23 protein-coding genes, 1 tRNA gene and 1 riboswitch are annotated in these 26195 nt (G+C 62.9%); of the genes, 7 read left to right on the forward strand and 17 right to left on the reverse strand.

Translation table 11 applies throughout. The features are described 5' to 3' along the window. Positions 1 to 21 precede the first annotated feature (21 nt). Both QEG70_RS13365 and QEG70_RS13370 read left to right on the forward strand, forming a co-directional pair. Entirely contained in the window at positions 22 to 1716 is a 1695-nt protein-coding gene (locus tag QEG70_RS13365) for an alpha-keto acid decarboxylase family protein (protein WP_308721131.1), read from the forward strand. Positions 1717 to 1809: 93 nt separating this feature from the next. Then, positions 1810 to 2241 carry an NUDIX domain-containing protein gene (locus tag QEG70_RS13370; protein ID WP_308721132.1) on the forward strand — a complete coding sequence of 144 codons (432 nt, stop codon included), beginning with the start codon at positions 1810 to 1812 and terminating at the stop codon, positions 2239 to 2241. 58 nt (positions 2242 to 2299) lie between these two features. On the opposite strand, the gene QEG70_RS13375 is transcribed toward QEG70_RS13370, so the two are convergent. The 3 genes from QEG70_RS13375 to QEG70_RS13385 form a co-directional block, all read right to left on the reverse strand. Then, the gene (locus QEG70_RS13375) at positions 2300 to 2485 is read right to left on the reverse strand and encodes a hypothetical protein (RefSeq protein WP_130730729.1); all 186 of its coding nucleotides are present in this window, start codon (positions 2483 to 2485) and stop codon (positions 2300 to 2302) included. Positions 2486 to 2915: 430 nt separating this feature from the next. After that, complete coding sequence (locus QEG70_RS13380; RefSeq protein WP_308721133.1) at positions 2916 to 3899, reverse strand: phosphotransferase enzyme family protein; 984 nt, start codon at positions 3897 to 3899, stop codon at positions 2916 to 2918. Between the two features lie 45 nt (positions 3900 to 3944). After that, positions 3945 to 5426, reverse strand: a complete 1482-nt coding sequence (locus QEG70_RS13385) for a carbohydrate porin (RefSeq protein ID WP_308721134.1) — start codon at positions 5424 to 5426, stop codon at positions 3945 to 3947. A 261-nt stretch (positions 5427 to 5687) separates the two neighbouring features. On the opposite strand from QEG70_RS13385, the gene moaB reads away from it, so the two are divergent. Both moaB and QEG70_RS13395 read left to right on the forward strand, forming a co-directional pair. Beyond that, positions 5688 to 6239, forward strand: coding sequence for a molybdenum cofactor biosynthesis protein B (gene moaB / locus QEG70_RS13390; protein WP_308721135.1), 552 nt, complete (start codon positions 5688 to 5690; stop codon positions 6237 to 6239). An 89-nt stretch (positions 6240 to 6328) separates the two neighbouring features. After that, positions 6329 to 6910, forward strand: coding sequence for a DJ-1/PfpI family protein (locus tag QEG70_RS13395; RefSeq protein ID WP_308721136.1), 582 nt, complete (start codon positions 6329 to 6331; stop codon positions 6908 to 6910). A 96-nt stretch (positions 6911 to 7006) separates the two neighbouring features. Here QEG70_RS13395 and folE read toward each other — a convergent pair whose 3' ends face one another. From folE to metZ, 3 genes are all read right to left on the reverse strand, one after another. Next, positions 7007 to 7612, reverse strand: a complete 606-nt coding sequence (gene folE, locus QEG70_RS13400) for a GTP cyclohydrolase I FolE (RefSeq protein ID WP_130730725.1) — start codon at positions 7610 to 7612, stop codon at positions 7007 to 7009. Positions 7613 to 7670: 58 nt separating this feature from the next. Further along, positions 7671 to 8081 (reverse strand): Co2+/Mg2+ efflux protein ApaG, encoded by a 411-nt coding sequence (gene apaG / locus QEG70_RS13405; protein ID WP_061272983.1) that lies wholly within the window; start codon positions 8079 to 8081, stop codon positions 7671 to 7673. An 85-nt stretch (positions 8082 to 8166) separates the two neighbouring features. After that, positions 8167 to 9369, reverse strand: a complete 1203-nt coding sequence (gene metZ, locus QEG70_RS13410; protein WP_308721250.1) for an O-succinylhomoserine sulfhydrylase — start codon at positions 9367 to 9369, stop codon at positions 8167 to 8169. 118 nt (positions 9370 to 9487) lie between these two features. After that, a riboswitch (SAM riboswitch) is annotated at positions 9488 to 9568 on the reverse strand. Positions 9569 to 9686: 118 nt separating this feature from the next. Here metZ and QEG70_RS13415 point away from each other — a divergent pair. Next, a tRNA-Gly gene (locus QEG70_RS13415) sits at positions 9687 to 9760 on the forward strand. A gap of 381 nt (positions 9761 to 10141) precedes the next feature. Here the strand turns inward: QEG70_RS13415 and QEG70_RS13420 are convergent. The 11 genes from QEG70_RS13420 to QEG70_RS13470 all read right to left on the reverse strand — a co-directional run bounded on the left by QEG70_RS13420 (position 10142) and on the right by QEG70_RS13470 (position 22354). Next, positions 10142 to 10630, reverse strand: a complete 489-nt coding sequence (locus QEG70_RS13420; protein ID WP_308721137.1) for a hypothetical protein — start codon at positions 10628 to 10630, stop codon at positions 10142 to 10144. A gap of 352 nt (positions 10631 to 10982) precedes the next feature. Further along, positions 10983 to 11657, reverse strand: a complete 675-nt coding sequence (locus QEG70_RS13425) for a PqiC family protein (protein WP_308721138.1) — start codon at positions 11655 to 11657, stop codon at positions 10983 to 10985. Further along, on the reverse strand, positions 11654 to 12607 hold the full coding sequence (locus tag QEG70_RS13430) for an MlaD family protein (protein WP_308721139.1): 954 nt from the start codon (positions 12605 to 12607) through the stop codon (positions 11654 to 11656). The genes QEG70_RS13425 and QEG70_RS13430 overlap by 4 nt, the downstream gene beginning before the upstream one ends. Positions 12608 to 12612: 5 nt before the next feature. Next, entirely contained in the window at positions 12613 to 13416 is an 804-nt protein-coding gene (locus QEG70_RS13435) for an ABC transporter ATP-binding protein (RefSeq protein WP_308721140.1), read from the reverse strand. Between the two features lie 5 nt (positions 13417 to 13421). Beyond that, entirely contained in the window at positions 13422 to 14612 is a 1191-nt protein-coding gene (locus QEG70_RS13440; RefSeq protein WP_187353251.1) for an ABC transporter permease, read from the reverse strand. 160 nt (positions 14613 to 14772) lie between these two features. After that, a complete protein-coding gene (locus tag QEG70_RS13445; RefSeq protein ID WP_374762608.1) occupies positions 14773 to 15831 on the reverse strand; it encodes a hypothetical protein in 1059 nt (352 codons plus the stop codon). Then, positions 15828 to 16562, reverse strand: a complete 735-nt coding sequence (locus tag QEG70_RS13450; RefSeq protein WP_308721141.1) for a 2OG-Fe dioxygenase family protein — start codon at positions 16560 to 16562, stop codon at positions 15828 to 15830. The genes QEG70_RS13445 and QEG70_RS13450 overlap by 4 nt, the downstream gene beginning before the upstream one ends. Beyond that, positions 16555 to 19152, reverse strand: coding sequence for a mechanosensitive ion channel domain-containing protein (locus tag QEG70_RS13455; protein ID WP_308721142.1), 2598 nt, complete (start codon positions 19150 to 19152; stop codon positions 16555 to 16557). The genes QEG70_RS13450 and QEG70_RS13455 overlap by 8 nt, the downstream gene beginning before the upstream one ends. A 194-nt stretch (positions 19153 to 19346) precedes the next feature. Continuing rightward, a complete protein-coding gene (locus QEG70_RS13460; RefSeq protein WP_308721143.1) occupies positions 19347 to 19949 on the reverse strand; it encodes an RDD family protein in 603 nt (200 codons plus the stop codon). Positions 19950 to 20171: 222 nt separating this feature from the next. Continuing rightward, complete coding sequence (gene argJ, locus QEG70_RS13465; RefSeq protein ID WP_308721144.1) at positions 20172 to 21407, reverse strand: bifunctional glutamate N-acetyltransferase/amino-acid acetyltransferase ArgJ; 1236 nt, start codon at positions 21405 to 21407, stop codon at positions 20172 to 20174. An 83-nt stretch (positions 21408 to 21490) separates the two neighbouring features. After that, entirely contained in the window at positions 21491 to 22354 is an 864-nt protein-coding gene (locus QEG70_RS13470) for a peptidylprolyl isomerase (RefSeq protein ID WP_308721145.1), read from the reverse strand. Positions 22355 to 22638: 284 nt separating this feature from the next. On the opposite strand from QEG70_RS13470, the gene secA reads away from it, so the two are divergent. Together secA and QEG70_RS13480 are read left to right on the forward strand one after the other, a co-directional pair. Continuing rightward, positions 22639 to 25380 carry a preprotein translocase subunit SecA gene (gene secA, locus QEG70_RS13475; RefSeq protein ID WP_308721146.1) on the forward strand — a complete coding sequence of 914 codons (2742 nt, stop codon included), beginning with the start codon at positions 22639 to 22641 and terminating at the stop codon, positions 25378 to 25380. Between the two features lie 65 nt (positions 25381 to 25445). Continuing rightward, positions 25446 to 26195, forward strand: a complete 750-nt coding sequence (locus QEG70_RS13480; RefSeq protein WP_130730713.1) for a YebC/PmpR family DNA-binding transcriptional regulator — start codon at positions 25446 to 25448, stop codon at positions 26193 to 26195.

Below are 26195 nucleotides of genomic sequence, written 5' to 3' on the forward strand. Positions count from 1 at the left end.
AAGGGAAGGAAAGTTGTCATAATGACATATACAGTTGGCCATTACCTTGGTGAACGCCTGGCGCAGATCGGGCTCAAGGATCATTTCGCGGTTGCGGGTGACTACAACCTCGTCCTGCTCGACCAGCTTCTTGAAATCGAGGGTCTGCGCCAGGTCTATTGCTGTAACGAACTGAACTGCGGCTTCAGCGCCGAAGGCTATGCCCGCGCCAATGGGGCGGGTGCTGCGGTTGTCACCTTCAGCGTGGGCGCTCTGTCAGCACTCAACGCCATTGGCGGCGCTTATGCGGAGAACCTGCCGGTCATCCTGATTTCGGGCGCGCCCAATTCAAACGACCACGGCAGCGGGCATATCCTGCACCACACCACCGGCACGCCGGATTATGGCTACCAGCTTGAAATTGCAAAGCGCCTGACCTGTGCGGCGGTGTCCATCACCGCGGCCGAGCATGCGCCGGTGCAGATCGACCACGCCATCCGCACGGCGCTGCGCGAGAAGAAGCCCGCCTATATCGAGATTGCGTGTAACGTTGCCTCCCAGCCCTGCTCGCGCCCCGGCCCGGTCAGCGCCATCCTGGCCGATGTGCCGTCCGACCCCGCCACGTTGAAAGTGGCAGTTGATGCGCTGGCCCGTTTCCTTGATGCCCGCAAGAAGCCTATCATTCTGGTTGGCAGCCGCCTGCGGGCCGCGGGCTGCGAGGAAGCGGCCATCCGCCTGGCCGATGCGCTGGGCTGCGCCGTGGTGAGCATGGCGGCGGCCAAGAGCTTCTTCCACGAGGATCATCCGGCCTATGCCGGCACCTACTGGGGCGATGTGAGCAGCCCCGGCGCGCAGCAGATCTTTGACTGGGCGGATGGCGTGCTGTGCCTGACCCCGGTGTTCAATGACTACTCCACCGTTGGCTGGACCGCGTGGCCCAAGGGCGACAACGTGGCGCTGATGGAGGCGCGGCATATCGAGGCGGCAGGCACCACCTATGATGGCGTGCATCTGCGCGACGTGATCGATGCGCTGATCGCCCGCATCAAGGGCCAGCCCAAAAAGGATGCGACGCTGGTTGAATACAACCGCATCAAGACCCCCGTGGCCCCGATGGTACCTGCCGCCCCCGATGCCCCGCTGGTGCGCGCCGAGATGGCGCGCCAGATCCAGGCGCTGCTGACATCGAACACCTCGGTCATCGCCGAGACGGGCGATTCGTGGTTCAACGCCATGCAGATGAAGCTGCCGCGTGGCGCGCGCGTGGAACTGGAGATGCAGTGGGGCCATATCGGCTGGTCCGTGCCCGCCACCTTCGGTTACGCCGTGGCCGAGCCGGAGCGGCGCATCATCGCCATGATCGGCGATGGTTCCTTCCAGTTGACCGCGCAGGAAGTGGCCCAGATGGTGCGGCTCAAGCTGCCGGTCATCATCTTCCTGGTCAATAACCGCGGCTACACCATCGAAGTCCAGATTCATGACGGCCCTTACAACAACGTCAAGAACTGGGATTATGCCGGGCTGATGAAGGTGTTCAACGCCGAGGACGGCCACGGACTGGGCTTCCGCGCCACCACGGGTGCGGAGATGGAAAAGGCGATTGCCGCAGCCCTCGCCAACAAGGAAGGCCCGACCCTGATCGAATGCCAGATCGACCGTGATGACTGCACGAGCGACCTGATCTCGTGGGGGCGGCGCGTTGCGGCTGCCAATGCCCGGCCGCCTGCCGCGCGCTGAAACATGCACGCCGTCATGGCCTGAAAGCGGGGGGTGCCTACGGGCGCCCCCTTGCTGTATGGGCCATGCATCAACTGCAAAAGGATGGCTGACATGACCGGACAGACCGGCCCGCGCGTGGGCTGTGGCGCTGCCATTATTGATGGGGAAGGGCGCATCCTGCTGCTCAGGCGCCTGCGTCCGCCGCAGGCGGGGTGCTGGGGCCTGCCCGGCGGCAAGGTGGATGCAAACGAGACGACCTGCCAGGCAATGGCCCGCGAAATTGAGGAGGAAGTGGGGTTGCGTGTAGAGGCCCCGGAATTTTTATGCCTGGTGGAGGAACGCGACACCACGGCGGGGCATTTCTGGGTTTCCCCGGTTTATCTGGTTACGTCCTGGCAGGGTGAGCCGCGGCTGATGGAGCCGGACAAACATGAGGGGCCGCGCTGGTTCGCGCGCGATGCCCTGCCGGAAAACCTGACAACCCCCACCCGTTACGCGGTGGAGGAACTGGCACTTCGGGCAACCCTGAATTGTAAAAAATGACAAAGTTTGATTTTTGTCGTGGTTGCCGGGCGCTATTCGGTCTCAGATAGGCGAAGGATCAGGACGGATCGGTTGCCGTGTCGAGCGTGCGGGCATAATCGAGCAGCGCGCGGCGGTGGCGGGCATGGATCATCCGTGTGGTCAGGGACCGGGTCGGGATTTCATCCGTGACTAACGGCAGGGCACCGGCTGCGATGGGCGAAGCTGCGGCAGACGGGGCGATCGTATCAACTGCAGGGGTCATTGCTGTTTTTCCGTTATGTGCCAAGGACAGGACAAGCTCCGGTAAGTCGGATTATTAACCGAACGACACATTACCTAATTTTCATACATGTCAGAATTGAGGCATAAAAGACATACTGATCCGAAAAGCTCGTTTTTTCGTTCACATTTAATTTATCATATGAAACTCAGGAATAGGACCACGTTCCTCTGGAACCTTTCCGAAAAGTAATCTGGGCGCTTTATCGACCCGCAGGAATTAAAAAATTATCTAAATTTTGTCGTCTGGCCAAAAAAACGGGCAGTGCATCCTGATCCTCCGGGGCTGTTTGGAAAACCAGCCCGGAAAATATCTTAGGAATCATAAGGAAGTTTTAGGTGAAGCTTTTTTCAAAAAGCGGGCACCCGGAAACTTTTATCATTTTTATCAATGCGTTGTTTCAAACTGTGTCTCAGCCGATATGGCGCAGGAGTCGCCCGTCCTTCCATGCCTGGCACAGGGCGAATGTGCGCCCGGTCCAGTCCCGGCCAAGGCTGCGTACCTGTTGGGTCTGGGCGTGGGTGCCGGTCCACGCCAGAAGCTGGATGCGGCGCTGGATGACGAGGGCTGGCAGAATATCGAGGTCAGCCTGCGTCAGCGCGCCCGTGGTGCCATAACCACTCAGCCAGTGGTCAACCCAGCGCGGGGCCTGCGGATGGTCTTCGTAAAAACTCAGCGCTGCCGCCAGGTCCTGCATGAACCAACTGATGCCGCAGTCATCAAAATCAATCAGGCGGGTATGCGTGCCGCTGATCAGCAGGTTGGCCAGCCGCAGGTCGGCATGGATCAGCCCGAATCGTGCAGGCCCGGTGCCATACTCCGCCAGTTGCGCCGCAACCGTGCGCAGGCAGCCTGCAATCAGGTCGCGCCCGGCATCGGTCATGCCCGGCGCGTCGGGCCACCGGCCCCACAGGGCATCGGGGCCGGTCATGGTGGCAGGGGTCCAGACCTTGCGGGTGAAGCCGGGCGGGCGCTGCCACTGTCGGCTATGGGCATGCAGGCGGGCCGTTACGCCCCCCAGCCGGGCGAAGGCGGCGGGATCGACATCGGTGGTGGGTTCGGTGCCCTCCATCCAGTCAAACAGCACGGCATGGCGGGATATGCCATCAGCACCACAAAGGGTGCGGATGCGCCCGCCATCACGGCCGGGCCGGGGCCGGGGTACGTCCAGCCCGGTTGCATGCAGGGCATCGAGCCAGGCCAGTTCGCTGCCAATCTCGGCGGCGGTATGATAGCCGGGCCGGTGCAGGCGCAGCACATGGCGCGGGCCGGATGGGGTGTCGATGCGAAAGACGACGTTTTCTGAAATGGAAAGCAGGCTGGGCTGCGCATCACGCAGCGGGTACTCGGCCAGCGCTGCGTGGGCCAGCCGGTAAAGGGGGGCGGGATCGGTCATGATCCCTCCCCCATACCGCCTGGGCGCGTATTGATGAAGGCCGGGTTAGAGAATGCAGTTGAACTGCAGGCCCATCACCGCCGCATCATGATAGGTGGTGGTGCCGCCGGGGCGGTTGATATACTGGAAATCCGGCTGGAAGCTCATGCCGCGCGCGGTATGGATGTTGTAGAAAACTTCATACACATCCTCATGCGTCTGGATGCCCCAGGTCTTGCCCCACTGGTTGGTCAGGTAAGGCGTGCCCGCCAGCACCGAGGACTCCTGCTGCAGCACCGAGGCGCGGCTCATCTCGAAATAATGGAACATGGCGCCCACCGTATCGAGCGGGCGGCCCCATGCGGCGCCCGTTTCCACCATGCCGGCCCAGGCGTGGTATTTCATCGCCGAGACCTTGCCCGATGTATACATGAAGCCCGAAAGCGCGATCAGGCCGTTGGTCGGGCCCTTGCCGTTGCGGATGAACATCTGGTCGGCCTGGAACCACGCGGTGCTGACGCCTGACTGCTTGCGGAAGGGCTGGCCCGTCAGCACGGCGGAGTTGCCGTTGATGTCGGAATACAGGTCGTTGTACTGCGAGTTGTCATAGCCATAGCCCGCCTTGTAGTGACCGGCGAGGTGATTTTTGCCGAATTCCGGCAGCCAGCCGAATTCCACCGGGGTGGAGAACTTGCCCAGCCCGCTCTGCGCCCAGGCCCAGCCCGAGATGCCACCGTTATAGGAATGTGGGGACACGGCAAACATCGAGGCCATGATGTAGGTATCGACCGTGGGCATGACGCGCATCACCACGCCAAGGTTGCCCGATGGCCAGTCGCGCCCGCCCGGCACGTATTTGCCCGGCGCGGGATTGCCGCAGATCGACACGTTCATGAAGTCACAGAACAGGGGGGAGGCGGCAAAGAAGCTGCCCACCGGAATCCAGCCCGCGCTGATGTCGAGCCGGTTATGGAACAGTGACTGTTCGGCATACATGTACACAAGGTGGGCAACCACGTTACCACGCGCACCGTAGATCTGCTGCACGCCACCAAGCGAATCGTGGATGTTGTCCGTGCTTTCGTTCCGGCCATGACCATTCACGATCATGGTATGGGTCCAGAAATTCTTGGGCGCGCCAGCCAGCTTGTGCCAGTCGATATCGATTTCCACGCCGACCTGGCCCGCATCGGTCACGCCTTTCTGCGCGCCACCGTGAAAGTTGCCTGCCAGTTCCTCATGCACGTCGGCCTCGATATGCACGCCGTGCTTCTGCAGATAGGGCTGAATCCCGGCCCAGTCGCCAAAAAAATGCTGGTTGCCGTAGGGTGCGCTGTAGAATAGCCCCGGATCCTGCACCGTCGCATTACGGCGCGCGTTGATGTTGAGGCTCGGCTGTGCGCCAACCACGCCCTGGCCTTCCCCCGGAATGGCCTGTGCCCAGGCACCGCCTTCGCCACAGGTGAAAAAAGCAAGAAGAAACAGGGGGAGCAGCGCAAAAGAGCGGATAAATGTTCGGGTCATTCGCATATCGGTAGCATATTTCATGCCGAATTTAAACCTTGGCAGGGGAATTGTATAAGAACTAATGTTTTGCAAAATATTGGTAAAGATATTTTTTTTGTTATATCAATAGATTTATATAAAATGTTACTATTCCTGACGATGTTTTTTTGTGCAATGCACAAATACATCAGATTTTTGTGTTTGTTCTCACATATTACTCATTTGCCCTGCCCGGGCCAATGATAGCGTACTCCGCCCGGCCGCCCGTTGACGCAACCCCGTTGGAATGCTGAACATGGCCCCATGTCACGCCTTGATATGAAAAAACCTTTCCTGCCCGTTCGCATCGCCGTGCTCACGGTATCCGATACCCGCACGCCTCAAACCGACAGGTCGGGCGATATACTGGCAACCCGCATTGCCACGGCGGGCCATGAAGTGGCCGCGCGCGCCATCGTGCCCGATGATGCGGACCAGCTTGCGGCTACGCTGTCGGGCTGGATTGCCGACCCGCAGGTCGATGTCGTCATCTCCACCGGGGGCACGGGCGTTACCGGGCGTGACGTTACGCCGGAAGCCTTTGAGCGGGTGATCGACAAGCGCATCGAAGGGTTTGGCGAACTGTTCCGCATGCTGTCGTACCAGAAGATCGGCACATCCACCATCCAGTCCCGCGCCCTCGCAGGCGTTGCGGGGGGCACCTACCTGTTCGCCCTGCCCGGGTCGACCGGCGCGGTGAAGGACGGGTGGGATGACATTCTGGTCTGGCAACTCGATAGCCGTCATGTGCCCTGCAATTTTGTTGAGCTCATGCCCCGCCTGCGTGAGCATCTGCCCCCCGGCGATGAGGACTGAGGCGAAGTAAAAGGATAACGGTTTGTAAGCGTCGCCTCCGTGCACGAAGGCGGCATCAATCACGGTGAAGCAGGTCAGGGAGAACAGGCATGACAGGCACGAAAAGACTGCTGTTGCTGGCAGGTGACTATATCGAGGATTACGAGATCATGGTGCCCTACCAGGCCCTGACCATGCTCGGCTACACGGTCGACACGGTCTGCCCCGGCAAGAAAAAGGGCGACTACGTGCTGACCGCCATCCATGATTTCGAGGGTGCGCAGACCTATAGCGAGAAGCCGGGCCACCGCTTCGTGCTTAATGCTGATTTTGAGTCCATCAACCACGCCGACTACGCAGGCCTGATCCTGCCCGGTGGTCGCGCGCCGGAATATCTGCGACTCGATGCGCGGGTGATAACACTCGTCCGCGCCTTTGCCGATCGCCCTCTGGCCGCGATCTGCCATGCCGCCCAGCTTCTGGCTGCGGCCCGTGTCATTTCAGGCAGGCGGGTTTCCGCCTATCCCGCCTGCCGCCCCGATGTGGAACTGGCGGGCGGCGTTTATGCCGATATTGCCATAGATGCTGCCGTGACCGATGGGATGCTGGTCACCGCACCCGCATGGCCCGCGCACCCGGCGTGGCTTGCGCAGTTCATTGCCGTGCTGGGCGCGAAGGTTACGCTTGGCTAAAAGCGGATAGAAGTTTTTGGGCGCCGCCTTTTTTTTAAAGGCGGCGTTATTTTCAAAGCTTTTGAAAAAAGCTTCACCAAAAACTTTTCACTGTATTCAGATTCCCGCGCTGCTCATGGCCGGGCGGTTGAGAATGGACAGGAATTCCCGCCGCGTGTCGGAGTTGGTGCGGAACGTGCCAAGCATGCGGCTGGTCACCATCGACACACCGGGGCGGTGCACGCCGCGTGTGGTCATGCACTGGTGCGCCGCCTCGATCACCACGCCCACGCCATAGGGCTGGAGTTCTTCATTGATGGTGTTGGCGATCTGTGCGGTCAGGCGTTCCTGGATCTGGAAGCGCCGCGCATAGGCATCGACCACGCGGGCCAGTTTGGAAATGCCAACCACCCGCTTGCGCGGCAGGTAGGCCACGTGGGCCACGCCAATGATGGGCACCATGTGGTGCTCGCAATGGCTCTCCACGCGGATATCGCGCAGCAGCACCATCTCGTCATAATCATCCACCTCGGAGAAGGTGCGGCGCAGCATGTCCACCGGGTCTTCGGCATAGCCTGCGAAGAATTCACCATAGGATTTGATCACGCGGGTTGGCGTGTCGCGCAGGCCTTCGCGGTCGGGGTCTTCGCCCGCCCAGCGCAGCAGGGTGCGCACGGCTTCTTCTGCTTCCGTGCGGGTGGGGCGGGAATCGATGGGGGTCATGCTGTGGGTTCTTGTTGCAGGGGACTGCCCGGCAGGGACAGGCCACGGAAGGAAAAACTTAATGCAGGATGGTCGGGTGGTGCGGGCTGTCGAGGCTGAACACCGGGATGCTGATATCGAAATGCTCGCGGCTCGCAGGGCGGATCATGTGGTACTGCCCGCCCATGAAGCCGGTTGGCGTTTCAAGCGCTGCGCCTGACATGTATTCAAAACTGGCGGCGGCGTCGATCAGGGGCTGCTCGCCCACAACACCTTCGCCTTCCACCCGTTCGATCCGGCCCTGCCCGTCCACGATGCGCCAGCTACGGCGCAGGAGCTGCACCGCCGTGTCGCCATGGTTCTCGATCCGCACCCGGTAAGCCCACACATAGCGGTGCTCATCGGGTTCGGACTGGTCATCGAGCCAGAAGGTCTGGACCACCACGCGCACCCTGTCGGTCGTCGCCTCGAAACACGGCGTATTGTCCAGTGTCTCGCCCAGTGCGGCGTCAGCACCTTCCCCGCCGGGGGGAAGGAAAGGCCGGTTCTTGCTCATGGTGGCGACGCTCCTGCGTTTACCGGTTGGCCAGCGCCGCGAGGCCGCGCTTGAGGTCATCGATCAGGTCATCGGCATCTTCCAGCCCGACCGAGAAGCGGATCGCGCCATCGGTAATGCCAAGGCGGGCACGCTCTTCAGGGGCCAGCTTCATGTGGGTGGTCGTGGCCGGATGCGTGACCAGCGAGCGGGCATCGCCAAGGTTGTTCGAGATCGAGATCAGCCGCAGCGCGTTCATGAAGGCAAACGCCCCCGCCTTGCCGCCCTCGACCTCGAACGCCACCAGCGTGGAACCCGCCGCCATCTGCTTCTTGGCCAGTTCGTATTGCGGGTGGTCCTTGCGGCCGGGGTAGAACACGCGGGCAATGCCGGGGGCTTCGGCTAGGAAGTCGGCCACTTTGGCCGCGTTCTGGGTCATGGCGTTCACGCGCAGGGCCAGGGTCTCGATGCTCTTGAGCATGACCCACGCATTGAACGGCGAGAGGCTGTTGCCGGTATTGCGCTGGAAGGGACGCAGCACCTCGTTGATCCATTTTTCCGTGCCCAGCACGGCGCCGCCGAGCACGCGGCCCTGCCCGTCAATGTGCTTGGTGCATGAATACACCACCACGTCGGCCCCGAGTTCGAGCGGCTTCTGGTACAGCGGGGTGGCGAATACGTTATCGACCACCACCGTCGCCCCCACCTTGTGGGCAAGGTCGCAGATCATGCGGATATCGAGCACGTCGAGCATGGGGTTCGAGGGGCTTTCGAGCAGGACCGCGCGGGTGGGCTTGCTGAGTGCTTCCTTCCACGCCGCCATGTCGCCGCCATCGACGAATACCGTTTCCACGCCGTAGCGCGGCAGCAGTTCGGAGACGATCCAGTGGCACGAGCCGAACAGCGCGCGCGAGGCCACCACGCGGTCGCCCGCGCGCACCTGTGCCAGCAGCGCGGAGGAGACGGCCCCCATGCCGGTGGAGGTCAGGGCACAGGCCTCGGCACCCTCAAGGTCGCACAGGCGGCGCTCGAGATTGGCTACGGTGGGGTTGCCGAAGCGGGTGTACTGGTAGTGCGAGACATCGCCGGTAAAGGTGCCTTCGGCCTGCTCGGCGCTGTCATAGACAAAGCCGGAGGTCAGGAACATCGCCTCGCTGGTCTCGCCATAGGGCGTGCGCTCGAGGCCCGCATTGATCAGGCGCGTTGCGGGGCGGAAGGATTTGGGGTCGGGCTGGTCAGTCATGGTGGGTGGCAGTTCCTGCAAACAGGGTGGTGTGAAGGCAGGCCAGTTGCCGGTTGATGCCCGGCACTGGCCCGAAAGGCGGTGCACGACCGTGGAAACCATGATGCCCGCGCCCTGTCACCGGCGGGATCAGGCCTCTTTAGCGCGTATGTTTTACCTCGCCGCAAGCCGGCCGTATCAAATCACGAGGGCCCGGACGCAACCTTGCCCGGACATGCATGCTTATTGCGGATCAGGGCCGGGTGCGTCAACTGCTGGCCTGACCTGTAAAGGGGTGATTGCATCTGCCATGCTTGTGCAGTATAGAGGGCGGGCCTGCGGGTGTAGTTCAATGGTAGAACGGCAGCTTCCCAAGCTGCATACGAGGGTTCGATTCCCTTCACCCGCTCCAGCTTTCCCCCAAATCGTTATCCTGACTGTGGCCATCATGCTCTGGCTGTGCGCATGTCATTTTCAGGAATGATGACCGGACTGTAATAGCTGTTTTCAATAACGGGGCGGGAACTGTTCCAGACAATCATGAAAAATGTTATTGTCATCAGGGTATGTTTTAGGGAAATATTGGCATCTTGATGCAATAATATTTCACAATTGATGTATTTACATCATTGAAATAAATTATCATATCAATAACAAGTAAAATAATAATGCCATTATTTGGTAATTGTTTGGAAAAGTAAAAGTTTTTGGGTGCCGCCTTTTTTCAAAAAGGCGGCGTCTTTCAAAGCTTTTTGAAAAAAGCTTTACCAAAAACTTTTGTCTTTACTGCCTTTTATCGGGGCGGGGCAGGTTCGGCAGTAGCCTGCGTGTCGGTATAGGTCGTGCCGTTCCAGATCCACCGATCCGTGCCATCGACCAGCAGGTCATGCATGCCCTCATGCAGCTCGGGCGTGATAGTGATCGGACCGCTGATGGAATCAAGGATCTGTATCCATTTACGCCCGTCCGGCAGGTAAACGGAGGTGGAACACCCCGCCGAGCCGCACAGGCTGGCCGATTGCAACTGCACGAACAGCGCCGTGCGCGGCGGATCATCCGACAGGCGGCCCGAGCCGGTCAACAGCACCGGGCGTTCATTCTGCATGGCGGCATCATGCAGGTCGGGCGCGACCAGCAGCCGGGCCTGCCGGTCGAGTTCGGTGCCCGGATGCTGCGCCAGGATGACCGGCCCGCCTTCCGCCCATGCCGCATTCATGCCCGCCAGCCCCATGAGCGCGACAGGAAGCACGAAGGCACGCAGCAGGGAACGGATACACGGCATGAAGGGCATACTCCCGCAATGACAAAACCATAGCGAACCCAATGCGTGGCACCCTTCAAGGTTCCGTGCCGTCTTCCTGCCCATGGCAAAAGCCGCGTTTTTCAAGCGGTCAGCATTTCCTGAAGTTTTTGGAAAAAGCTTCACCAAAAACGTTTTGATATTACTGATGAGCTGAGAAAGTTACCGCTAACGGCCATCGTTAATACTACGGATCTGATCGCCAGAATGGACGCCCGAAAACGATCCATGGTGAACCGGATTAAAACAGCTCAAAGTTTCTGGGTGCCGCCTTTTTTCAAAAAGGCGGCGTTCCTGAAAGCCTGCTGCAAACAGGCTTTACCCTAAACAGGCCTCAGTTGCGTCCATGATGGCCAGTGCTGGTGGCAGGTTGCGCTGCCGTCGTGGGCCAGCTTGCCTCGATGCGGTCGCTGAGCTGGTTCAGCAGACCCTCGGTCACCTTGGCAATGTTGTCATTGCTGCCAGTCGCCCCGCTGCCCAGAATGATGGTACGGTTGCGCTGGATGGGCTGGCGCGAATCCTGCGGAATGATGGCCCAGTCCGCATTCAGCGCGGAGGAACCATCGCGGCTCACATCAAGGCGGCTGATATTGAGCTGCAGCCGCCAGGTGGGGCGGTCGGGCTGGGGCTGGTCGGTCACGAACAGGTTCGGCCATTTCTGTGCAAGCCGCGCCGTGATCAGGTCGGTTGCCCCCACGGAAAGGCGGCTGGCCCAGCGGCCGAGCCCGCTACGCTCGATCTCATGGCCATTGCGCACCATGATGTCCTGGCTGTCCAGGTAATCAGGCAGGCGGGTCCGCTCGACCTCGATGACCGGCGTGCTCTCGGTAATGGGGGTGGTGGAGGTGGTTTCCGCGCCGGTGGCGATGGCGGGCGCGCCCAGCGTGTAAAAGCGCACGGGGGCCGAGGAACAGGCCGACAGCACCATGGCTGACAGCAGCAGGCCACCACCCGCCCGCAGGGCCGGATGCAGGCGCGAAAGGGAAAGGGCGGGCTGGCGCGTTTTCATTGATTGCGTCCCATCAGCAGAAGTTGCGGATTACTTTCGACTTCATTGGCGAATCCGCGCAGCCCGTAGCCGGCTTCCATTACGTCACGCATCGTATCATTCAGGTTGAGCATGTCACGGGACTGCGGGTCGAGCAGGGCGCGCAGGCCAGCAAGGGTTTCACGCGATTGCGCCATGGTTTGCCTTGTGTTGGCAATGAGTGCGAGCAGTTCGGCACGGCGCCCCTCGAACTGGCGGGTATTGGTGGCAATCAACCGGTCCAGCTTGTTTATGGTCACGCTGGCCCGGTTTTGCGCGTCAATGACGGTGGCGCGGATCTGGCGCACCGCCATCTCGCTTCGCGCCGATGTGTCATGAATGCTGGTCATCATGCCCGGCACGGTGGCGTTCACGTCGGCCACAAGCTTATGCACGCTGGCCAGCGCGGTGGCGAGGTCATGGCGCAGCCCCGCCATGGAGGTGGAAATCATCATCGCCTCAAGCTGCTGCAGCGCGGTCTGGCCCATCGGTATTTCGGGCAGGTCGGTCAGGTTGGGGTGCAGGCGCACGGGCGTTTCAGGGTCGAGGTCAAGGTCGAGTTCGGTCTGGCCGGTGACCAGGCTGTGCAGCGTCATGTCGGCGCGCAGCCCGTTGGCCACGAGTTGCGGCAGCGGCGGCAGGTCGCCCCTCCCTGGCGCATGGGCCGGGTCGAACAGGATATAGACCGGCATGTAGGTGTGGTGATCGACCGGGTCCACCTTGACCGTGATCCGCTCGACCGCACCCACCGGCACCCCGCGGAAATTGACCGGCGAGCCGATATCCAGCCCGTTCGTGGGGCTTTCAAACACCACCACGGCCTCGCTGCTGCGACCGGGCAGGGGCAGGTCGCCTTTGACCGCCAGCACGACAAGCCCCAGGGCCGCCACCCCGAGCACGACCGCGCCAATCAGTGTCTGCCTGCCGGGCATCCGCCTTACCCGTTTCCATGGGAGCTGGAACTGTCCAGCTGCTCACGGTGCATGAAGGCATGCACCGTGGGGTCGGTGCAGTGATCGCGCAGCCAGGTGGGCGAACCGTGGGCGATGGCGGTTTTCTGCTCGGCATCAAGAAAGATGCCATCATCGGCGATATGGAACAGGCTGGAAAGCTCGTGGCTGACGATGATGATCGTAGCTCCCAGTCCGTCGCGCAGGTTCAGGATCAGTTCATCCAGCCTGGCCGAGGTAATGGGGTCAAGACCGGCAGAAGGCTCATCGAAGAACAGGATGTCAGGGTCGAGCGACATGGCGCGCGCCAGTCCCGCGCGTTTGCGCATGCCGCCGCTGAGCTCGGATGGATACTGGTCAATGGCGTGCAGCATGCCCACGAGCCCGAGCTTGAGTTCCACAAGCTGGCGGATGACATGCGGTTCAAGCTTGGTGAACATCTGCATGGGCAGGGCCACGTTCTCGCCCACGGTCATCGAGCTCCACAGCGCCCCGCTCTGGAACAGCACGCCAAAGCGCCGCCCGATCCGCACGCGGCTGTCATCATCGCCAGCCCAGTAATTGTCCTTCTGCACCATGTAGGTGCCGTGGGTGGGGCGCAGCAGGCCGATCATGCTCTTGAGCAGCGTGCTCTTGCCGCAGCCCGAGCCGCCCATCACGGCAAAGATGCTGCCGCGCCGCACCTGGAACGAAACATCATGCTGGATCACGCGCGGGCCGAAGGCCAGCGTCACGTCATTCACGTCGATCATGACGGGGCGGTCATCGGTGGAGGGCATCTGGTTATTCATGGCGATCAGATCCCGATAACATTGGCAATAACCGCAAACACCGCATCGAGCGCGATCACGCCCACAATGCCCACCACCACGGCCTTGGTGGCCGCGATGCCCACATCGGCCGCACTTCGCCCGGCCTTGAGGCCGATGCGGCAGCTTGTCAGCCCGATGAAGGTGCCGAACACGAAGCTCTTGATGAAACCGAAGGTGAACTGGTCGAGTGGCAGCGCCTGCAGGGTTTCATGAAAATAACCCAGCGGCGAGACATCGAGCATGATGTAGGAGACGAAGAACCCGCCGAGCATGCCGATCAGGCAGCCATAGAGGTAAAGCAGCGGCATGGTGAAGGCGAGCGCCAGCACCGAGGGCAGGATCAGGTAGCTTGAAACCGGAATGCCGAATACCTGCAGCGCGTCGATTTCCTCATTGGCCTGCATGGTAGAGATGCGCGCGGCATAGGCGCCACCGGTGCGGCCGGCCATGATGATGGCCGTCATCACCGCCGACATCTCTCGCACCATGGCAATGGCCACAAGGCTCGCCACATAGATGTCGGCTGCGAATTTATGCAGCTCCACCGACCCCACAAAGGCTAGGATCGCGCCGACAAGGAAGTTGACCACGCCCACGATCAGCAGCGCCGCAGGCCCCGCCGCACTCAGGTCGGACATGAGGTCCACGGTGCGCATCATGCCTCGACCCACCAGGGCGGCAAACCCGCCCTTGGCGGCGGCCGCCCCCATTTCGCTCACGCAGCCGACCTCGTTGAGCGTATCGAGCGTGAGCTGGCCCACGGCGGTAACAGGCTGGAATTTATGCGGTGGTGGTGGCGCGGGCGTGGGCGGAATTTCCGGCAGCAGGTCGAGCAGCTTGCGCGCGGATTCGGGCAGGGTATCGATGCGTAGCTGCACGTTGTCTTCACGTGCGGTGCGCTTGAGCTCCCACAGGAAGCTGATCAGCGAGGTATCCCATTTGCCAAGCTGGTCGGTGCTGAATTCAACCGGTTCGCCGTGCGGCACATCCCTGAACCCGGATTCAGGAAAGTCCGGGAGATGGCCCTGCTGTGCAATCCAGTCCCCGGACAATGTAACAAGGGTCCGGTTCGCCTCGGGCTGCAGATGCCATTGCGGCGCACCATTGACGGACGTTTTCACCAGCCTCTCCAACCTCAGTGCCGCAACCTCGCCCACCCGGTTGCGGGGCGGCATGCACAAAACGATCCCCGTTCTCGTCATCCGCCTGTTGTGAGCAGGCAGGTGGCGGGTCTCTCACGGTGTTCTGTTTTCCATACCAGATGACCCGCCCGGCACAAGCCCCGCTGCCGTGAAGGCTCCGCGATGGGAGCGCATGGCTTTGGCCCGCCCGCGCTCAGGGCGGCGCGTGGGCGGGAGAGATTTCCACCGCCGGGTCGTCCACATGGCCGGTCGTGATGGCGGTGGTGATGATGGCCATGATGCGCCTGGCCACGGGCTGGCGGTAATGGAGCGGATCCCAGAAATTATCCCGGTTTCCGGTCAGGGCGGTGTCCTGGTTGAAGTCGAGCACGAGCGTGTCGTGGCGGGGCGCTGTAATCTGGCGCACGCCCAGGCGGCAGGCCGCAAGCCGCGCATCGGCCACGCTGCCCGGCGTGCCGTGCAGGAAGGTGGAGGCAGGCGGAAACCACACGACGCGCCGCGTGGTGGCAGGCATGCGAGCCAGCATGCCGGCCAGCAGGTCCATGCCCGCAGGCGGGGTGTCGGCCATGCCGGGCGGGGCGGGGGTGTTGTCCGCCGGTGCCCAGCGGCTGAAGATGGCCTGCACGCGGGCGGGGTCGTACTGGCTGTCAGGCGGCACGAAGCTGGTATAGCCATCACTGCCAAAGCGCTGGGCCTTGCGGCCTGCCAGCCACAGGAATTCATTGGCCGCCTCCTGCAGGGCATACAGGCTGGCCATGTGCAGGTAACCCGTCCATGCGGGGTGGCCGTACATCCATTCCGGCCAGGGGCGGTTGGGGCCGCTCAGGCTGCCGGGGCGGGGGTGGCACCAGGCGGCATCGATGCCGATCAGGACAATGCGCGGGGCCGGGTGCGCGTGCAGGAAAGCGTCGAGTTCGCGCGACTGCTCCCACGGGCTGGCGCTGTTCATGGCCATGTTGAGAAAATGCGCGCCCAGCGGCGGCCCCAGCACGGCAGGCTGCATGAGGCGGCTGGTCGAGGTGCCGATGATGACGGAGTCAAACTGCGGCGCGCGCGCCAGCGCGGGCATGGTGTAGCGCGCGTTGGAGGTAACGGGTATGCGCGCAAGAGGCGGCGAGAAGGGCAGGATGTTCCACGGGTCAACGGTTACGATGAACAGGTAGAGCCCGCCGCCCGTCACCGCCATCGCCAGCCCGGCCAGCAGGGCAAAGCGCCGCCACGGCCCTGCCTGCCCACACCCGGCCTGCGTCATTGATGGCGGAATGTCACGACCAGAACATCCCGGTAGGCCGGGCGGGTGGGGTCGAGGGGGCGCACCGCCGTCACGCCATGATAGACGCGGTTGTCATTGACCACTGCCGTATCAAGCGGCTGGTCGAGCATGAAGCCGCCAAGCAGTGTGCGTTGCAGGTCATGGATGGAGGTCTCGCCCGACATGACGTTCTCGCGCCGCACCATGATCACCATCACCCAGTCCACGCCATCGCGGTGCAGGCCCTCGGGCGTGGGCTGGCCGGGGCTGTTCTCCAGCGCCTCGATGCGGAACTGGTGCACCTCGGTATGCCACACGTCGGGCTGGCTTGCCGGCTCGCTCAGGTCGGTCACGATGCGGTGCATGAGCTGCAGGATGGCCAGCAGGGCGGGGTGGTTGCCCATCTCGGGCTCGATGGCGCGGAACCAGCGCTCGATGCCGCCATTGAGCTCGTTATAGTCGCGGCTCTGGTAGTGGGGCTGGTGCTTCTTGCGCCTTATGCCCTCGGCGCTGATGGCGAAGGTGGCATGGCGGCGGCGGCGGTAGCGACCGCCATCGGCCATGTAGCGGTCCAGCCCCAGCCGGTTCCAGCTTGCAGCAAAGCTGGCCCAGTCCGCCACGGCCTGCTGGCCCAGCAGGGCGCGCATGGCCCCCGCGGGCACGAAGGCAAAGCCATCCGCGCGCAGGGGGGCCTCAAGATGGGCCAGTACGTCCGCTGTATCCTCAGCCATGGGTGGAGTCACTTCCCTTTGGCGCAGGGTTGGCCTTGGGGGCGGCGTCCTTTGCGCCTTCAGCCTTGGGTGCATCAGGTGCGTCATTCCCGGCTTCAGGCTGCGCGGGCTTCTCGAGGGCGGCGCGGGGGAAGTTCTCCTCCATGTTCATGCGCAGCGTGCCAGTCGGGCCATTGGCCAGCAGGTTGAGCGAGGTGGGGGTGGGGAACTTGACCTGCTCCTTCACCATGCGCGCGCTCAGGCGGCTGTAATACTCGCGGTAGACCTTCCACTTCGACCCCGGCGCGGTGCGGATGGAGCCAAGGAACTTGGAGCCATTGCCATCGGCCTGCTCCAGCCCGAGGAAGGAGAAATCCGACTTGATGAGCGGGCCATAGACATGGTCCTTGCGCAGGATCGCCAGTTCATCCTGCAAGATGGCGGCCACCCGGTGCGGGTCTTCCGACAGGTCGAGCATGAAGCTGACCACCACGAGGTTGTAATCGCGCGAGGTATTGGCAATCGAGGTGACCGACGAGAACGGGATGATGTGCAGGTCGCCATTGACCGCGCGCAGCCGCAGCGTGCGGATGGACAGGTGCTCCACCGTGCCCGACACGGCGCCCGCCGTAACCCAGTCCCCCACCTGCATGGCGTTTTCAACCAGCATGAAGAAGCCGGTGATGAAGTCCTTGACCAGGCTCTGGGAACCGAACGCGATGGCCGCACCCATGATGCCCGCACCCGTCAGCAGCGGGGCCACGTTGATGCCGATCTGCGACAGCGTGGTCACGGTCACGATGATGATGATGAAGGTGAGCAGCACCGTGCGGATGATGGGCAGCACCGTGCGCAGCCGTGTGGCGCGGGAAGCCTGGTCCGATGTCTCGAAGCGGGTGATCTGGTTCTGCAGGGTGGCGTTGGCCACTTCCCACACCACGATGGCGATGGTGTAGGCGATCATGATCGTCAGCATCGCGCCCACGATCTTGGTGCCCAGCGAGCCATGCACGAAGAAGCGGATGGCCGGCAGCCCCCAGGACTGGAGCAGCAGCACGACCGTGAAGAACACCAGCAGCACCGACAGCGTGCGCCGCGCCATGGGGTAGTAGTAGTCCACGCGGGCCTGCAGGCCGGGATAGCGCTTCTCGGTCGCCTCGGGCACGTGGAAGATCTTGTTCTGCACGCTGAAGGCCAGCACCGACAGCAGCCGTGCGCCCAGAATGACCACGATGGTCAGCGACAGGGTGCGCAGGATCCAGGCATAGCCGCCCTGGATCTGGGTGGCCCAGACCAGCCACAGCGCGAAGTCGAAGAACATGGCCGGGATCCACCAGAAGCGGACCATCTTGCCCACGAACATCCAGAACGGCTTCTCGCGCAGGCGGCCCGAGGGCTGGAGTGCGGCACCCACATGGTGGCGGATGCGCCAGATGAAGATGGCGATCAGCATATGCTCGATCAGCACCACGGCGCGGATGATGGCCTCGGTGCCACGGGCGGGCATGTGGAACACGCCGCCAAGCGTGGACAGGCAGACCACGATGGACGGTGCGGCCACCAGGAAGTTCCACCACCGCGTGACCATGAGCGCTGTCGCGTCGGATGCGCTGCACAGGCGGATGGTGGGCGAGTGCGGCACGAACACGGTCTCGAGCAGCAGGTAGATCACGCGCGCGATGACATAGGCGTTGGTGAGCGTGATGGTGACCATCGCCGCCTGGTTGGTGGTGGTGAACAGGGCGGAGGCACCATAGCCCAGCCCGAAGAACAGCGCGACCGGCAGCAGCTTGATGAGGAAATGCAGCAGCGAAAAGGGAATGCGCGTGATGATGCGCAGCGTTTCATGCTGCTGGCGGTCATCCTGCTCGCGGGTCTGCTCGGTCTGCTGCTCGGCCTGGGCATCGGCGGCGGTGGCGGGCGGGGGGGCGGGCTGGTTGGCATCCGCCGCATCCTCCCGCGCGAGGCGCTGGTTGAGGCGCTGCTCGGTGGCCACGGCGCGCGCGGTCACGCTGGCCAGCGGCTTGCGCAGCACGATGGACAGGCCACGCTCGGCCACGAGCGCGAGGATGAAGATGATGCCCGCGCGGCCCATCGCATCAAGCAGGATCTGGCGCGAATCCGCATTGGACAGGATGGAGTGAACCCACCTTCCCACAAAGGCCAGATCAGCAAACAGCGCCATGAAGTTCTGGCCCTGCTTGAGCGCTACATCGCGGATATGGCCCAGCTCGTTCATGGTTTCGCTGCTGATGCTGCCGGGTTCGACTTCCACGTCGGAATTGGCGGCGGCGGCCTTCTTGGCGGGGGCAGGGGCGGGTGCCGCGGCAGGGGTGGTCGGCGCGGGCAGGCCCTTGGCGATGGCATCAAGGGTTTTGGTGAATTCCTCGCGCTTCTGCGGGTCGTTCATCACCGAGAGCACCTGCTGGGCCTGCTGGGCGGTGATGGTCTGCCCCGTGGCCTGGGCGGCGGCGGTGCCGGGATCGGCAGCATGGGCGTGGGGAATGCAGGGCAGGAGGGCGAGCAGGAAAGCCGCCAGCACTGTCAGGATGCCGCCCCGTCGGGACTGTCTGGATACGGGATGGGCGTGCGTCGTGAAATGGGCGGACATGCCGATTGTTCACCTCCTTGAAAATATAAAACCCCGCCGCAGCGGGTTCAGGCTCCCCTGTCGAATGACACAGCACCCCCGCCCGTGCGTGGGCGCGGGGTGTGCCATCCTACCGCCTGAAAGCATGCAATATCAGGACAAAAGATTGCCAAAGCCTGCATGGTTGCATTCTTGGCATGCCTTTTTTGCGTTTTTCAGCCCCACTGGGGCGGCTGCGGGGCCAGGGCGCGGGCCTCGCGCCGGATCACGCAGGTGCCTGCCAGAATGTCGTGCAGCGCCTGCTTGCGCTGTGTCCACATGACCATGAGGAAGCCAATGCCAAGCAGCAGCGCCGAGAGGTATTTGCCAAAATAACGCCCCGCGGCCCGCAGCGGCGTGATCCGGTTGCCATAAAGGTCGGTCACGCGCATCTGGCAGGCCAGCTTGCCCGGCGTCGCCTGGAAGCGCGAGGATTCAAACATGATGAAATAGAGCGCTGGCAGCAGGATCGACGCCAGCTCGAACAGCCCGTTCCCGTTCCAGTGCAGGTGGGGCATGCTCGAGACGATGGTGTAGTCGGCCTGCGTGTAGCCTGCGGGTTCGATGTAGGAGATGCGGTAGTCACCACCGCTGCCGCCCGTCGATTGCGGATCGAATATCGATACTGAAAGGCTCGGCGGCACCAGCAGCAGGCCCATGAGCCCCAGCACCGCCCACAGGATGATGCCATCGATTACATGGGCGACCACGCGCATCCAGAACCCGGCATAGGTCCAGATCTCGGTGGGGGAGGCAGGGCGGGAAAACGGGTTCGTCATGCAGGGCATTCCTGTCTTGCTGCCAAGGAGTTCACCCGTACAGCAATGCCACTGCCCGGTGCGAAGCGGAAGCGGGAAAAAAGCGCCGTCCATCAGGCAGGGCGACTGTATAAAAACAGAAGAAAGTTTTTGGTGAGGCTTTTTTTCAAAAAGCGTCGAAAGGAACGCGGCCTTTTTGAAAAAAGGCCGCGCCCGGAAACTTTTGTTTTTTATCAGTAATTGTTAGCTGCGATAGGAGCCGTTGATGTCGATATAGCCATGCGTGAGGTCGCAGCCCCATGCCTGCGCCGTACCGTTGGCCAGGCCAAGGTCGATCGTGATCTCGATTTCCTTGCCCTTCATGTGGGCGACGACCGGGGTTTCGTCATAGTCGGGCACCACGGTGCCCCCTTCGGCGATCCATGTGCCGCCAATCCCGACGGAGAGCGTATCGCGGTTGGCAGGCTCGCCGCACTTGCCCACCGCCATGACCACGCGGCCCCAGTTGGCGTCCTCGCCCGCAACGGCGGTCTTGACCAGCGGCGAGTTGGCCACGGCCATGGCAACCTTGTGGGCCGATTCATCGGAGGTGGCGCCCGTTACGACAACATGCATCATCTTCGTCACCCCCTCGCCATCGCGGATCACGAGCAGGGCCAGTTCCAGCAGCAGCGAATCAAGGGCCGCGCGGAAATGGGCCAGCGCGGGTGATGCGGGGTCGGTGATCTCGGCATTGCCGGCCTGGCCTGTGGCAAACAGCAGCACCATGTCGGAGGTGGAGGTATCCGAATCCACCGTGATGCAGTTGAAGCTGCGGTTCACGCCCTCGGTCAGGAAGGACTGGAGCACGCTGGCAGGCAGCTTCGCGTCGGTTGCGACAAAGGAGAGCATGGTGGCCATGTCGGGGGCGACCATGCCGCTGCCCTTGGCAATGCCCTGTATGCGCACCGTGGTCTCACCAATCTTCGCCGTGCGGGTCGCGGCCTTGGGGAAGGTGTCGGTGGTCATGATGCCACGCGCGGCATCCGCCCAGCCATCAGCCGAGAGGGTTGCGTACAGGCCGGGCAGGGCGGCCGAAATCTTCTGGTAGGGCAGGACCTCGCCAATCACGCCGGTGGAGGCGAGGAACACCTCGCTGGCAGCGCAGTTGACCAGGCGGGCGGCATCGGCCGCGTTGGCCTGCGTCGCTTCAAACCCGGCCCGGCCGGTAAAGACATTGGCATTGCCCGCATTGACCACCAGCGCGCGGGCGCGGCCATCGGCCATGGCGGCGCGGCACCAGTCCACCGGGGCGCCGGGGCATTTGCTTTTGGTATAGACGCCCGCCACCGTGGTGCCCGGCGCGAATTCAGCCATGACCAGATCGGTGCGCCCCGTGTAGCGGATGCCGGCCTCGGTTGCGCCAAAACGCACGCCAGCCAGCGGCGGCAGTTCGGGCAGGGGCTGGGCAAGGGGGGAGACGGGCAGGGCTTTGGCCATGGTCGGTCGGCTTCCGGTGCAGGGACGGGGAAAAACTCGGATGGCGCGGCAGGGCATGGGCCCCGCCGCGCGGCAGGCCGCCTTTAGTGGGCGGGCTGGTTTTCAGGCAGGGGCTTGCCGTCGGGGCCGTAGCGCACGACCTTGACCTGCGCCAGCGCGTTGGCAACCGCCTTCTGCACGCCGTCCTGGATCAGCTTCTGGCGGATCTGGTCGCGCGTTGCGTCAAGCGTGGGGGTGGGGGCGGTGCGCTTGCCCAGCACCTGGATCACGTGCCAGCCATACTGGGTGTGCACCGGGGTCTGGCTGAAGCTGTTGGGCTGCATGGCCGATGCCGCATCCCAGAAGGTCGGCAGCATGTCGCCCTTCTTGAACCAGCCCAGGTCGCCGCCATTCTGCTTGGCCGAGCCGGGATCCTTCGACAGCTTGGTGGCCAGCTGCCCGAAATCGGCGCCGCCCTTGAGCTGCTTGATCACGTCGTTGGCCTCGGCCTCGGTCTGGACCAGGATGTGGCGGGCATGGATTTCTTCTGCACCCGGCTTGTTGGCGTAGTTCTTGTCGTAATACGCCTTGACCGCATCATCGGTCAGGGTGGGCGCGACCTGGGCCGACAGGTAGGCATTCTGCAGCGCACCCTGCGAGGCCTGCTGCATCTGCTGCTGCACGTCGGGCTGCTTGTCGAGCCCGGACTTGGTGGCGGCAAGCTGGATGGCGCGCTGGTCAACGAGCTGGTTGAGCAGGATCGGCACGATGATGTTGTCGGGCAGCTTGCGCAGCTGCTCGGGCATCGTGGCCATGGCCTGCCGCACGTCATTGAGGCGGATGTCCTGCCCGTTCACGCTGGCGAGCAGCGGATTCTGGTCCGCCGTGGCCGGGGCGGCGGGCGCCGCCGGCGCGGGGGAGGCCGCCATTGCAGGAGGAATGATGAAAGAGGAAGCAAGCAGGGCCATCGTTGCGACAGCCTTTGCCGGACTGATAGTCCGCATGTGCAAAAAACCCTAGTTATGAACGCGTTCGGCGGGCATCATGGCGAAGGGCGGCCCGCCCTGCAAGGGCCGTATGGCGGATGGCCGTTTTCCCCCGCTTTTTCCATGCCGCCGCGCGCCATCGGTTGACCCGTGGCGGCGTGGGTCCTATCTCATGTCTCCGCGCGAGAATTTTATCCGCACGCCTGCCCCGTCCCCGCCAGTTATTGTGTGCGGGCGTGCGGGAATGTCATTCCGGGAAGGTCTTCATGTTCGCCAGTATTGCCCGCGCCCTGTTCGGAACCGCCAATGACCGGGCGCTGAAATCGTATCAGCGGCGTGTGCCCGCAATCAATGCGCTCGAGCCGCAGGTTCAGGCGCTCGATGACGCAGCCCTTGCCGCCAAGACCCCGGAATTCCGCGCCCGCATCGCCAAGGGCGAAAGCCTTGACGCCCTGCTGCCCGAAGCCTTTGCTGTATGCCGCGAGGCGGCGAAGCGCGTGCTCGGCATGCGCCATTTCGATGTGCAGCTCATTGGCGGTATGGTGCTGCATGATGGCAAGATTGCGGAAATGCGCACCGGCGAGGGCAAGACCCTCGTCGCCACCCTTGCCGTCTATCTCAGCGCGCTTGCGGGGCAGGGCGTGCATGTCGTGACCGTGAACGACTACCTCGCCAGCCGCGATGCCGAGCAGATGGGCAGGCTGTATGGCTTCCTTGGCCTGAGCGTGGGCGTGGTCGTGCCCAACATGCCCGAGGATGAGCGTCGCGCCGCCTACCGCGCCGACATCACCTACGGTACCAATAACGAATTCGGCTTCGACTACCTGCGCGACAACATGAAATACCGCGTGGAAGACATGGTCCAGCGGCCCTTCCACCATGCCATCGTCGATGAAGTCGATTCGATCCTGATCGATGAGGCCCGCACCCCGCTCATCATCTCCGGCCCGGCCGAGGACAGCTCCGGCCTCTACCGCTCGGTCGATGAAGTGATGGTCGCCCTCGTAGCCGACCCCGAAGCCTACGAGAAGGACGAGAAGTTCCGCTCCGTCATCCTGACCGAAAAGGGTGCCGAACAGGTGGAGGAACTGCTGCGGGGTGCAGGCGTGCTGCATGATGGCGGCCTGTATGACAGCCAGAACGTGGCGGTGATCCATCACGTGCAGCAGTCGCTGCGCGCGCATACGCTGTTCACGCGCGATGTGGATTACATCGTCAGCGGCGGCAAGGTGGTCATCATCGATGAGTTCACCGGCCGCATGATGGAAGGCCGCCGCTACTCCGATGGTCTGCACCAGGCGCTCGAGGCCAAGGAGCACGTGGAGGTGCAGCAGGAGAACCAGACGCTGGCCTCCATCACCTTCCAGAACTACTTCCGCATGTATCCGCGCCTGTCGGGCATGACCGGCACCGCCATGACGGAAGCCGATGAATTCGCTGATATCTACAAGCTCGACGTCATCGAGATTCCCACCAACCTGCCCGTCGCCCGCAAGGACGATGATGATGAAGTCTATCTCACCGCCAGCGAGAAATACGAGGCGGTGGCAAACCTGATCAAGGAAATCAGCACCACGTCAGGCCAGCCGGTGCTGGTGGGCACGACCTCGATCGAGAAGAGCGAGCATCTGTCCTCGCTGCTGCGCCGCAATGGCATCCGGCACAACGTGCTCAATGCCCGCTTCCATGAACTCGAGGCCGAGATCGTGGCGCAGGCCGGCGCGCCGGGGGCGATCACCATCGCCACCAACATGGCCGGGCGCGGCACCGACATCAAGCTGGGCGGCAATGTGGACATGCTGATCAGCCAGAAGCTGGGCGGCATTGAAGACCCCGAGGAACGCGCCCGGCAGGAAGAGGCCCTGCGCGCCAGGGTGGCGCAGGATCACGATATCGTGCGCAAGGCGGGCGGCCTGTACGTGATCGGCACCGAGCGGCATGAAAGCCGCCGCATCGACAACCAGCTGCGCGGCCGCGCCGGGCGGCAGGGCGATCCGGGCAATTCGCGCTTCTTCATCTCGCTTGAAGATGACCTCATGCGCATCTTCGGCACCGACCGCATGGGCAACATCCTGCAGAAGCTGGGCCTGAAGGAAGGGGAGGCCATCGTCCATCCCTGGATCAACAAGGCCCTTGAGCGCGCGCAGAAAAAGGTCGAGGCTCGCAACTTCGACATGCGCAAGAACACGCTCAAATATGACGACGTGATGAACGACCAGCGCAAGGAAGTGTACGCCCAGCGCCGGGAATACATGGCAGCGGAAGACCTTTCGCCCATCATCACCGAAATGCGCGAGGACGTGATCCACGAGATCGTGGCCCGCCGCATCCCCGAGAAATCCTTCCCCGAGCAGTGGCTCAAGGATGAGCTGGCCCACGACGTGCAGACCGTGCTCAACCTCACGCTGCCCATTGCCGAGTGGGCGGCTGAAGATGGGGTGGATGGCACGGTGGTGACCGAGCGCATCGAGCAGGCGGCAGCCCAGGCCCAGGCCAGCCGGGCCGCCAATTTTGGCCCTTCTGTCATGCGGTTTGTGGAAAAGCAGGTGCTGCTGACCACGTTCGATGCGGTGTGGAAGGAGCATCTGCTCGCCCTTGACCAGCTGCGCCAGGGCATTGGCCTGCGCGCCTATGGGCAGAAGGATCCGCTCAACGAGTTCAAGCACGAGGCGTTTGAACTGTTCCACGCCATGCTCGACCACCTGCGCACGCGCGTGACCTCCTCCATGGCGCGGGTTGAAATCGCGCCGCCGCCCATCGACAACCCGTTTGCAGGCGTTGCCGAAATCCATTCCGACCCCGAAGTGCCGGGGCTGGAGAACGAGCCGGGCCCCGGCCTCATGCCCGATGCGGCGGGCAACCTGCCCGACCCCGCCATGGGCAGGCCGATCGGGGCTGCGGCCATCATGCCCGATGACCCCTCAAGCTGGGGCGAGGTCTCGCGCAATGCGGCCTGCCCGTGCGGGTCGGGCAAGAAATACAAGCATTGCCACGGGCGGCTGGTCTGAACGGCCAGCCCCACCCGGGCCGATACACAAGACAGTAACAAGAACAGCACGATCAGGGACGAACGATGGCAGGTCATTCCCAATTCAAGAACATCATGCACCGCAAGGGCGCGCAGGACGCCAAGCGGGCCAAGCAGTTTGCCAAGGTCATCCGTGAAATTACCGTGGCCACGCGCGAAGGCATGCCCGATCCGGCCATGAACCCGCGCCTGCGCGCCGCCATCTCGGCCGCGCGTGAAGTCAACATGCCCAAGGATACGGTCGAGCGCGCGATCAAGAAGGCCAGCGGCGCGGGTGGCGGCGATGACTACACCGAGGTCCGCTACGAAGGCTACGGCCCGGCAGGCGTTGCCGTGATCGTGGAAGGACTGACCGACAACCGCAACCGCACGGCATCCGATGTGCGGGCTGCGTTTTCCAAGCATGGCGGTTCGCTGGGCGAGACGAATTCGGTCTCCTTCATGTTCACCCGCCTGGGCGTGATCAGCTACCCGCTCGATGCCGCGAGCGAGGACGACCTGATCGAGGCCGGGCTTGAAGCCGGGGCCGAGAATGTCGAGACCGTGGACGGCATGCATGAAGTGACCTGCCCGGTCGAATCCTTCTTTGCCGTGCGTGACGCGCTGGAAACCCGTTTTGGTGAACCGGCTTCCGCCAAGCTGGACTGGCGGCCGTCCAACACCGTCGAACTCGATGAGGACAAGGCGCGCAGCGTGTTCAAGCTGATCGATACGCTTGAAGACCATGATGACGTGCAGGCCGTTTACGCCAATTTTGACGTGCCGGACGACGTGGCCGAAAAGCTCTCGGCCTGA

It is taken from the genome of Komagataeibacter xylinus (genome assembly GCF_031081985.1).
Taxonomy (GTDB): domain Bacteria; phylum Pseudomonadota; class Alphaproteobacteria; order Acetobacterales; family Acetobacteraceae; genus Komagataeibacter; species Komagataeibacter xylinus_E.

Excerpts from the sequence above, each read along its gene's own strand:
- QEG70_RS13365 (WP_308721131.1), top strand. The coding sequence starts at position 22 with ATGACATATACAGTTGGCCATTACCTTGGTGAACGCCTGGCGCAGATC.
- QEG70_RS13370 (WP_308721132.1), top strand. The coding sequence starts at position 1,810 with ATGACCGGACAGACCGGCCCGCGCGTGGGCTGTGGCGCTGCCATTATT.
- QEG70_RS13375 (WP_130730729.1), bottom strand. The coding sequence starts at position 2,485 with ATGACCCCTGCAGTTGATACGATCGCCCCGTCTGCCGCAGCTTCGCCC.
- QEG70_RS13380 (WP_308721133.1), bottom strand. The coding sequence starts at position 3,899 with ATGACCGATCCCGCCCCCCTTTACCGGCTGGCCCACGCAGCGCTGGCC.
- QEG70_RS13385 (WP_308721134.1), bottom strand. The coding sequence starts at position 5,426 with ATGAAATATGCTACCGATATGCGAATGACCCGAACATTTATCCGCTCT.
- moaB (WP_308721135.1), top strand. The coding sequence starts at position 5,688 with ATGTCACGCCTTGATATGAAAAAACCTTTCCTGCCCGTTCGCATCGCC.
- QEG70_RS13395 (WP_308721136.1), top strand. The coding sequence starts at position 6,329 with ATGACAGGCACGAAAAGACTGCTGTTGCTGGCAGGTGACTATATCGAG.
- folE (WP_130730725.1), bottom strand. The coding sequence starts at position 7,612 with ATGACCCCCATCGATTCCCGCCCCACCCGCACGGAAGCAGAAGAAGCC.
- metZ (WP_308721250.1), bottom strand. The coding sequence starts at position 9,369 with ATGACTGACCAGCCCGACCCCAAATCCTTCCGCCCCGCAACGCGCCTG.
- QEG70_RS13420 (WP_308721137.1), bottom strand. The coding sequence starts at position 10,630 with ATGCCGTGTATCCGTTCCCTGCTGCGTGCCTTCGTGCTTCCTGTCGCG.
- QEG70_RS13425 (WP_308721138.1), bottom strand. The coding sequence starts at position 11,657 with ATGAAAACGCGCCAGCCCGCCCTTTCCCTTTCGCGCCTGCATCCGGCC.
- QEG70_RS13430 (WP_308721139.1), bottom strand. The coding sequence starts at position 12,607 with ATGCCCGGCAGGCAGACACTGATTGGCGCGGTCGTGCTCGGGGTGGCG.
- QEG70_RS13435 (WP_308721140.1), bottom strand. The coding sequence starts at position 13,416 with ATGAATAACCAGATGCCCTCCACCGATGACCGCCCCGTCATGATCGAC.
- QEG70_RS13440 (WP_187353251.1), bottom strand. The coding sequence starts at position 14,612 with ATGCCGCCCCGCAACCGGGTGGGCGAGGTTGCGGCACTGAGGTTGGAG.
- QEG70_RS13445 (WP_374762608.1), bottom strand. The coding sequence starts at position 15,831 with ATGACGCAGGCCGGGTGTGGGCAGGCAGGGCCGTGGCGGCGCTTTGCC.
- QEG70_RS13450 (WP_308721141.1), bottom strand. The coding sequence starts at position 16,562 with ATGGCTGAGGATACAGCGGACGTACTGGCCCATCTTGAGGCCCCCCTG.
- QEG70_RS13455 (WP_308721142.1), bottom strand. The coding sequence starts at position 19,152 with ATGTCCGCCCATTTCACGACGCACGCCCATCCCGTATCCAGACAGTCC.
- QEG70_RS13460 (WP_308721143.1), bottom strand. The coding sequence starts at position 19,949 with ATGACGAACCCGTTTTCCCGCCCTGCCTCCCCCACCGAGATCTGGACC.
- argJ (WP_308721144.1), bottom strand. The coding sequence starts at position 21,407 with ATGGCCAAAGCCCTGCCCGTCTCCCCCCTTGCCCAGCCCCTGCCCGAA.
- QEG70_RS13470 (WP_308721145.1), bottom strand. The coding sequence starts at position 22,354 with ATGGCCCTGCTTGCTTCCTCTTTCATCATTCCTCCTGCAATGGCGGCC.
- secA (WP_308721146.1), top strand. The coding sequence starts at position 22,639 with ATGTTCGCCAGTATTGCCCGCGCCCTGTTCGGAACCGCCAATGACCGG.
- QEG70_RS13480 (WP_130730713.1), top strand. The coding sequence starts at position 25,446 with ATGGCAGGTCATTCCCAATTCAAGAACATCATGCACCGCAAGGGCGCG.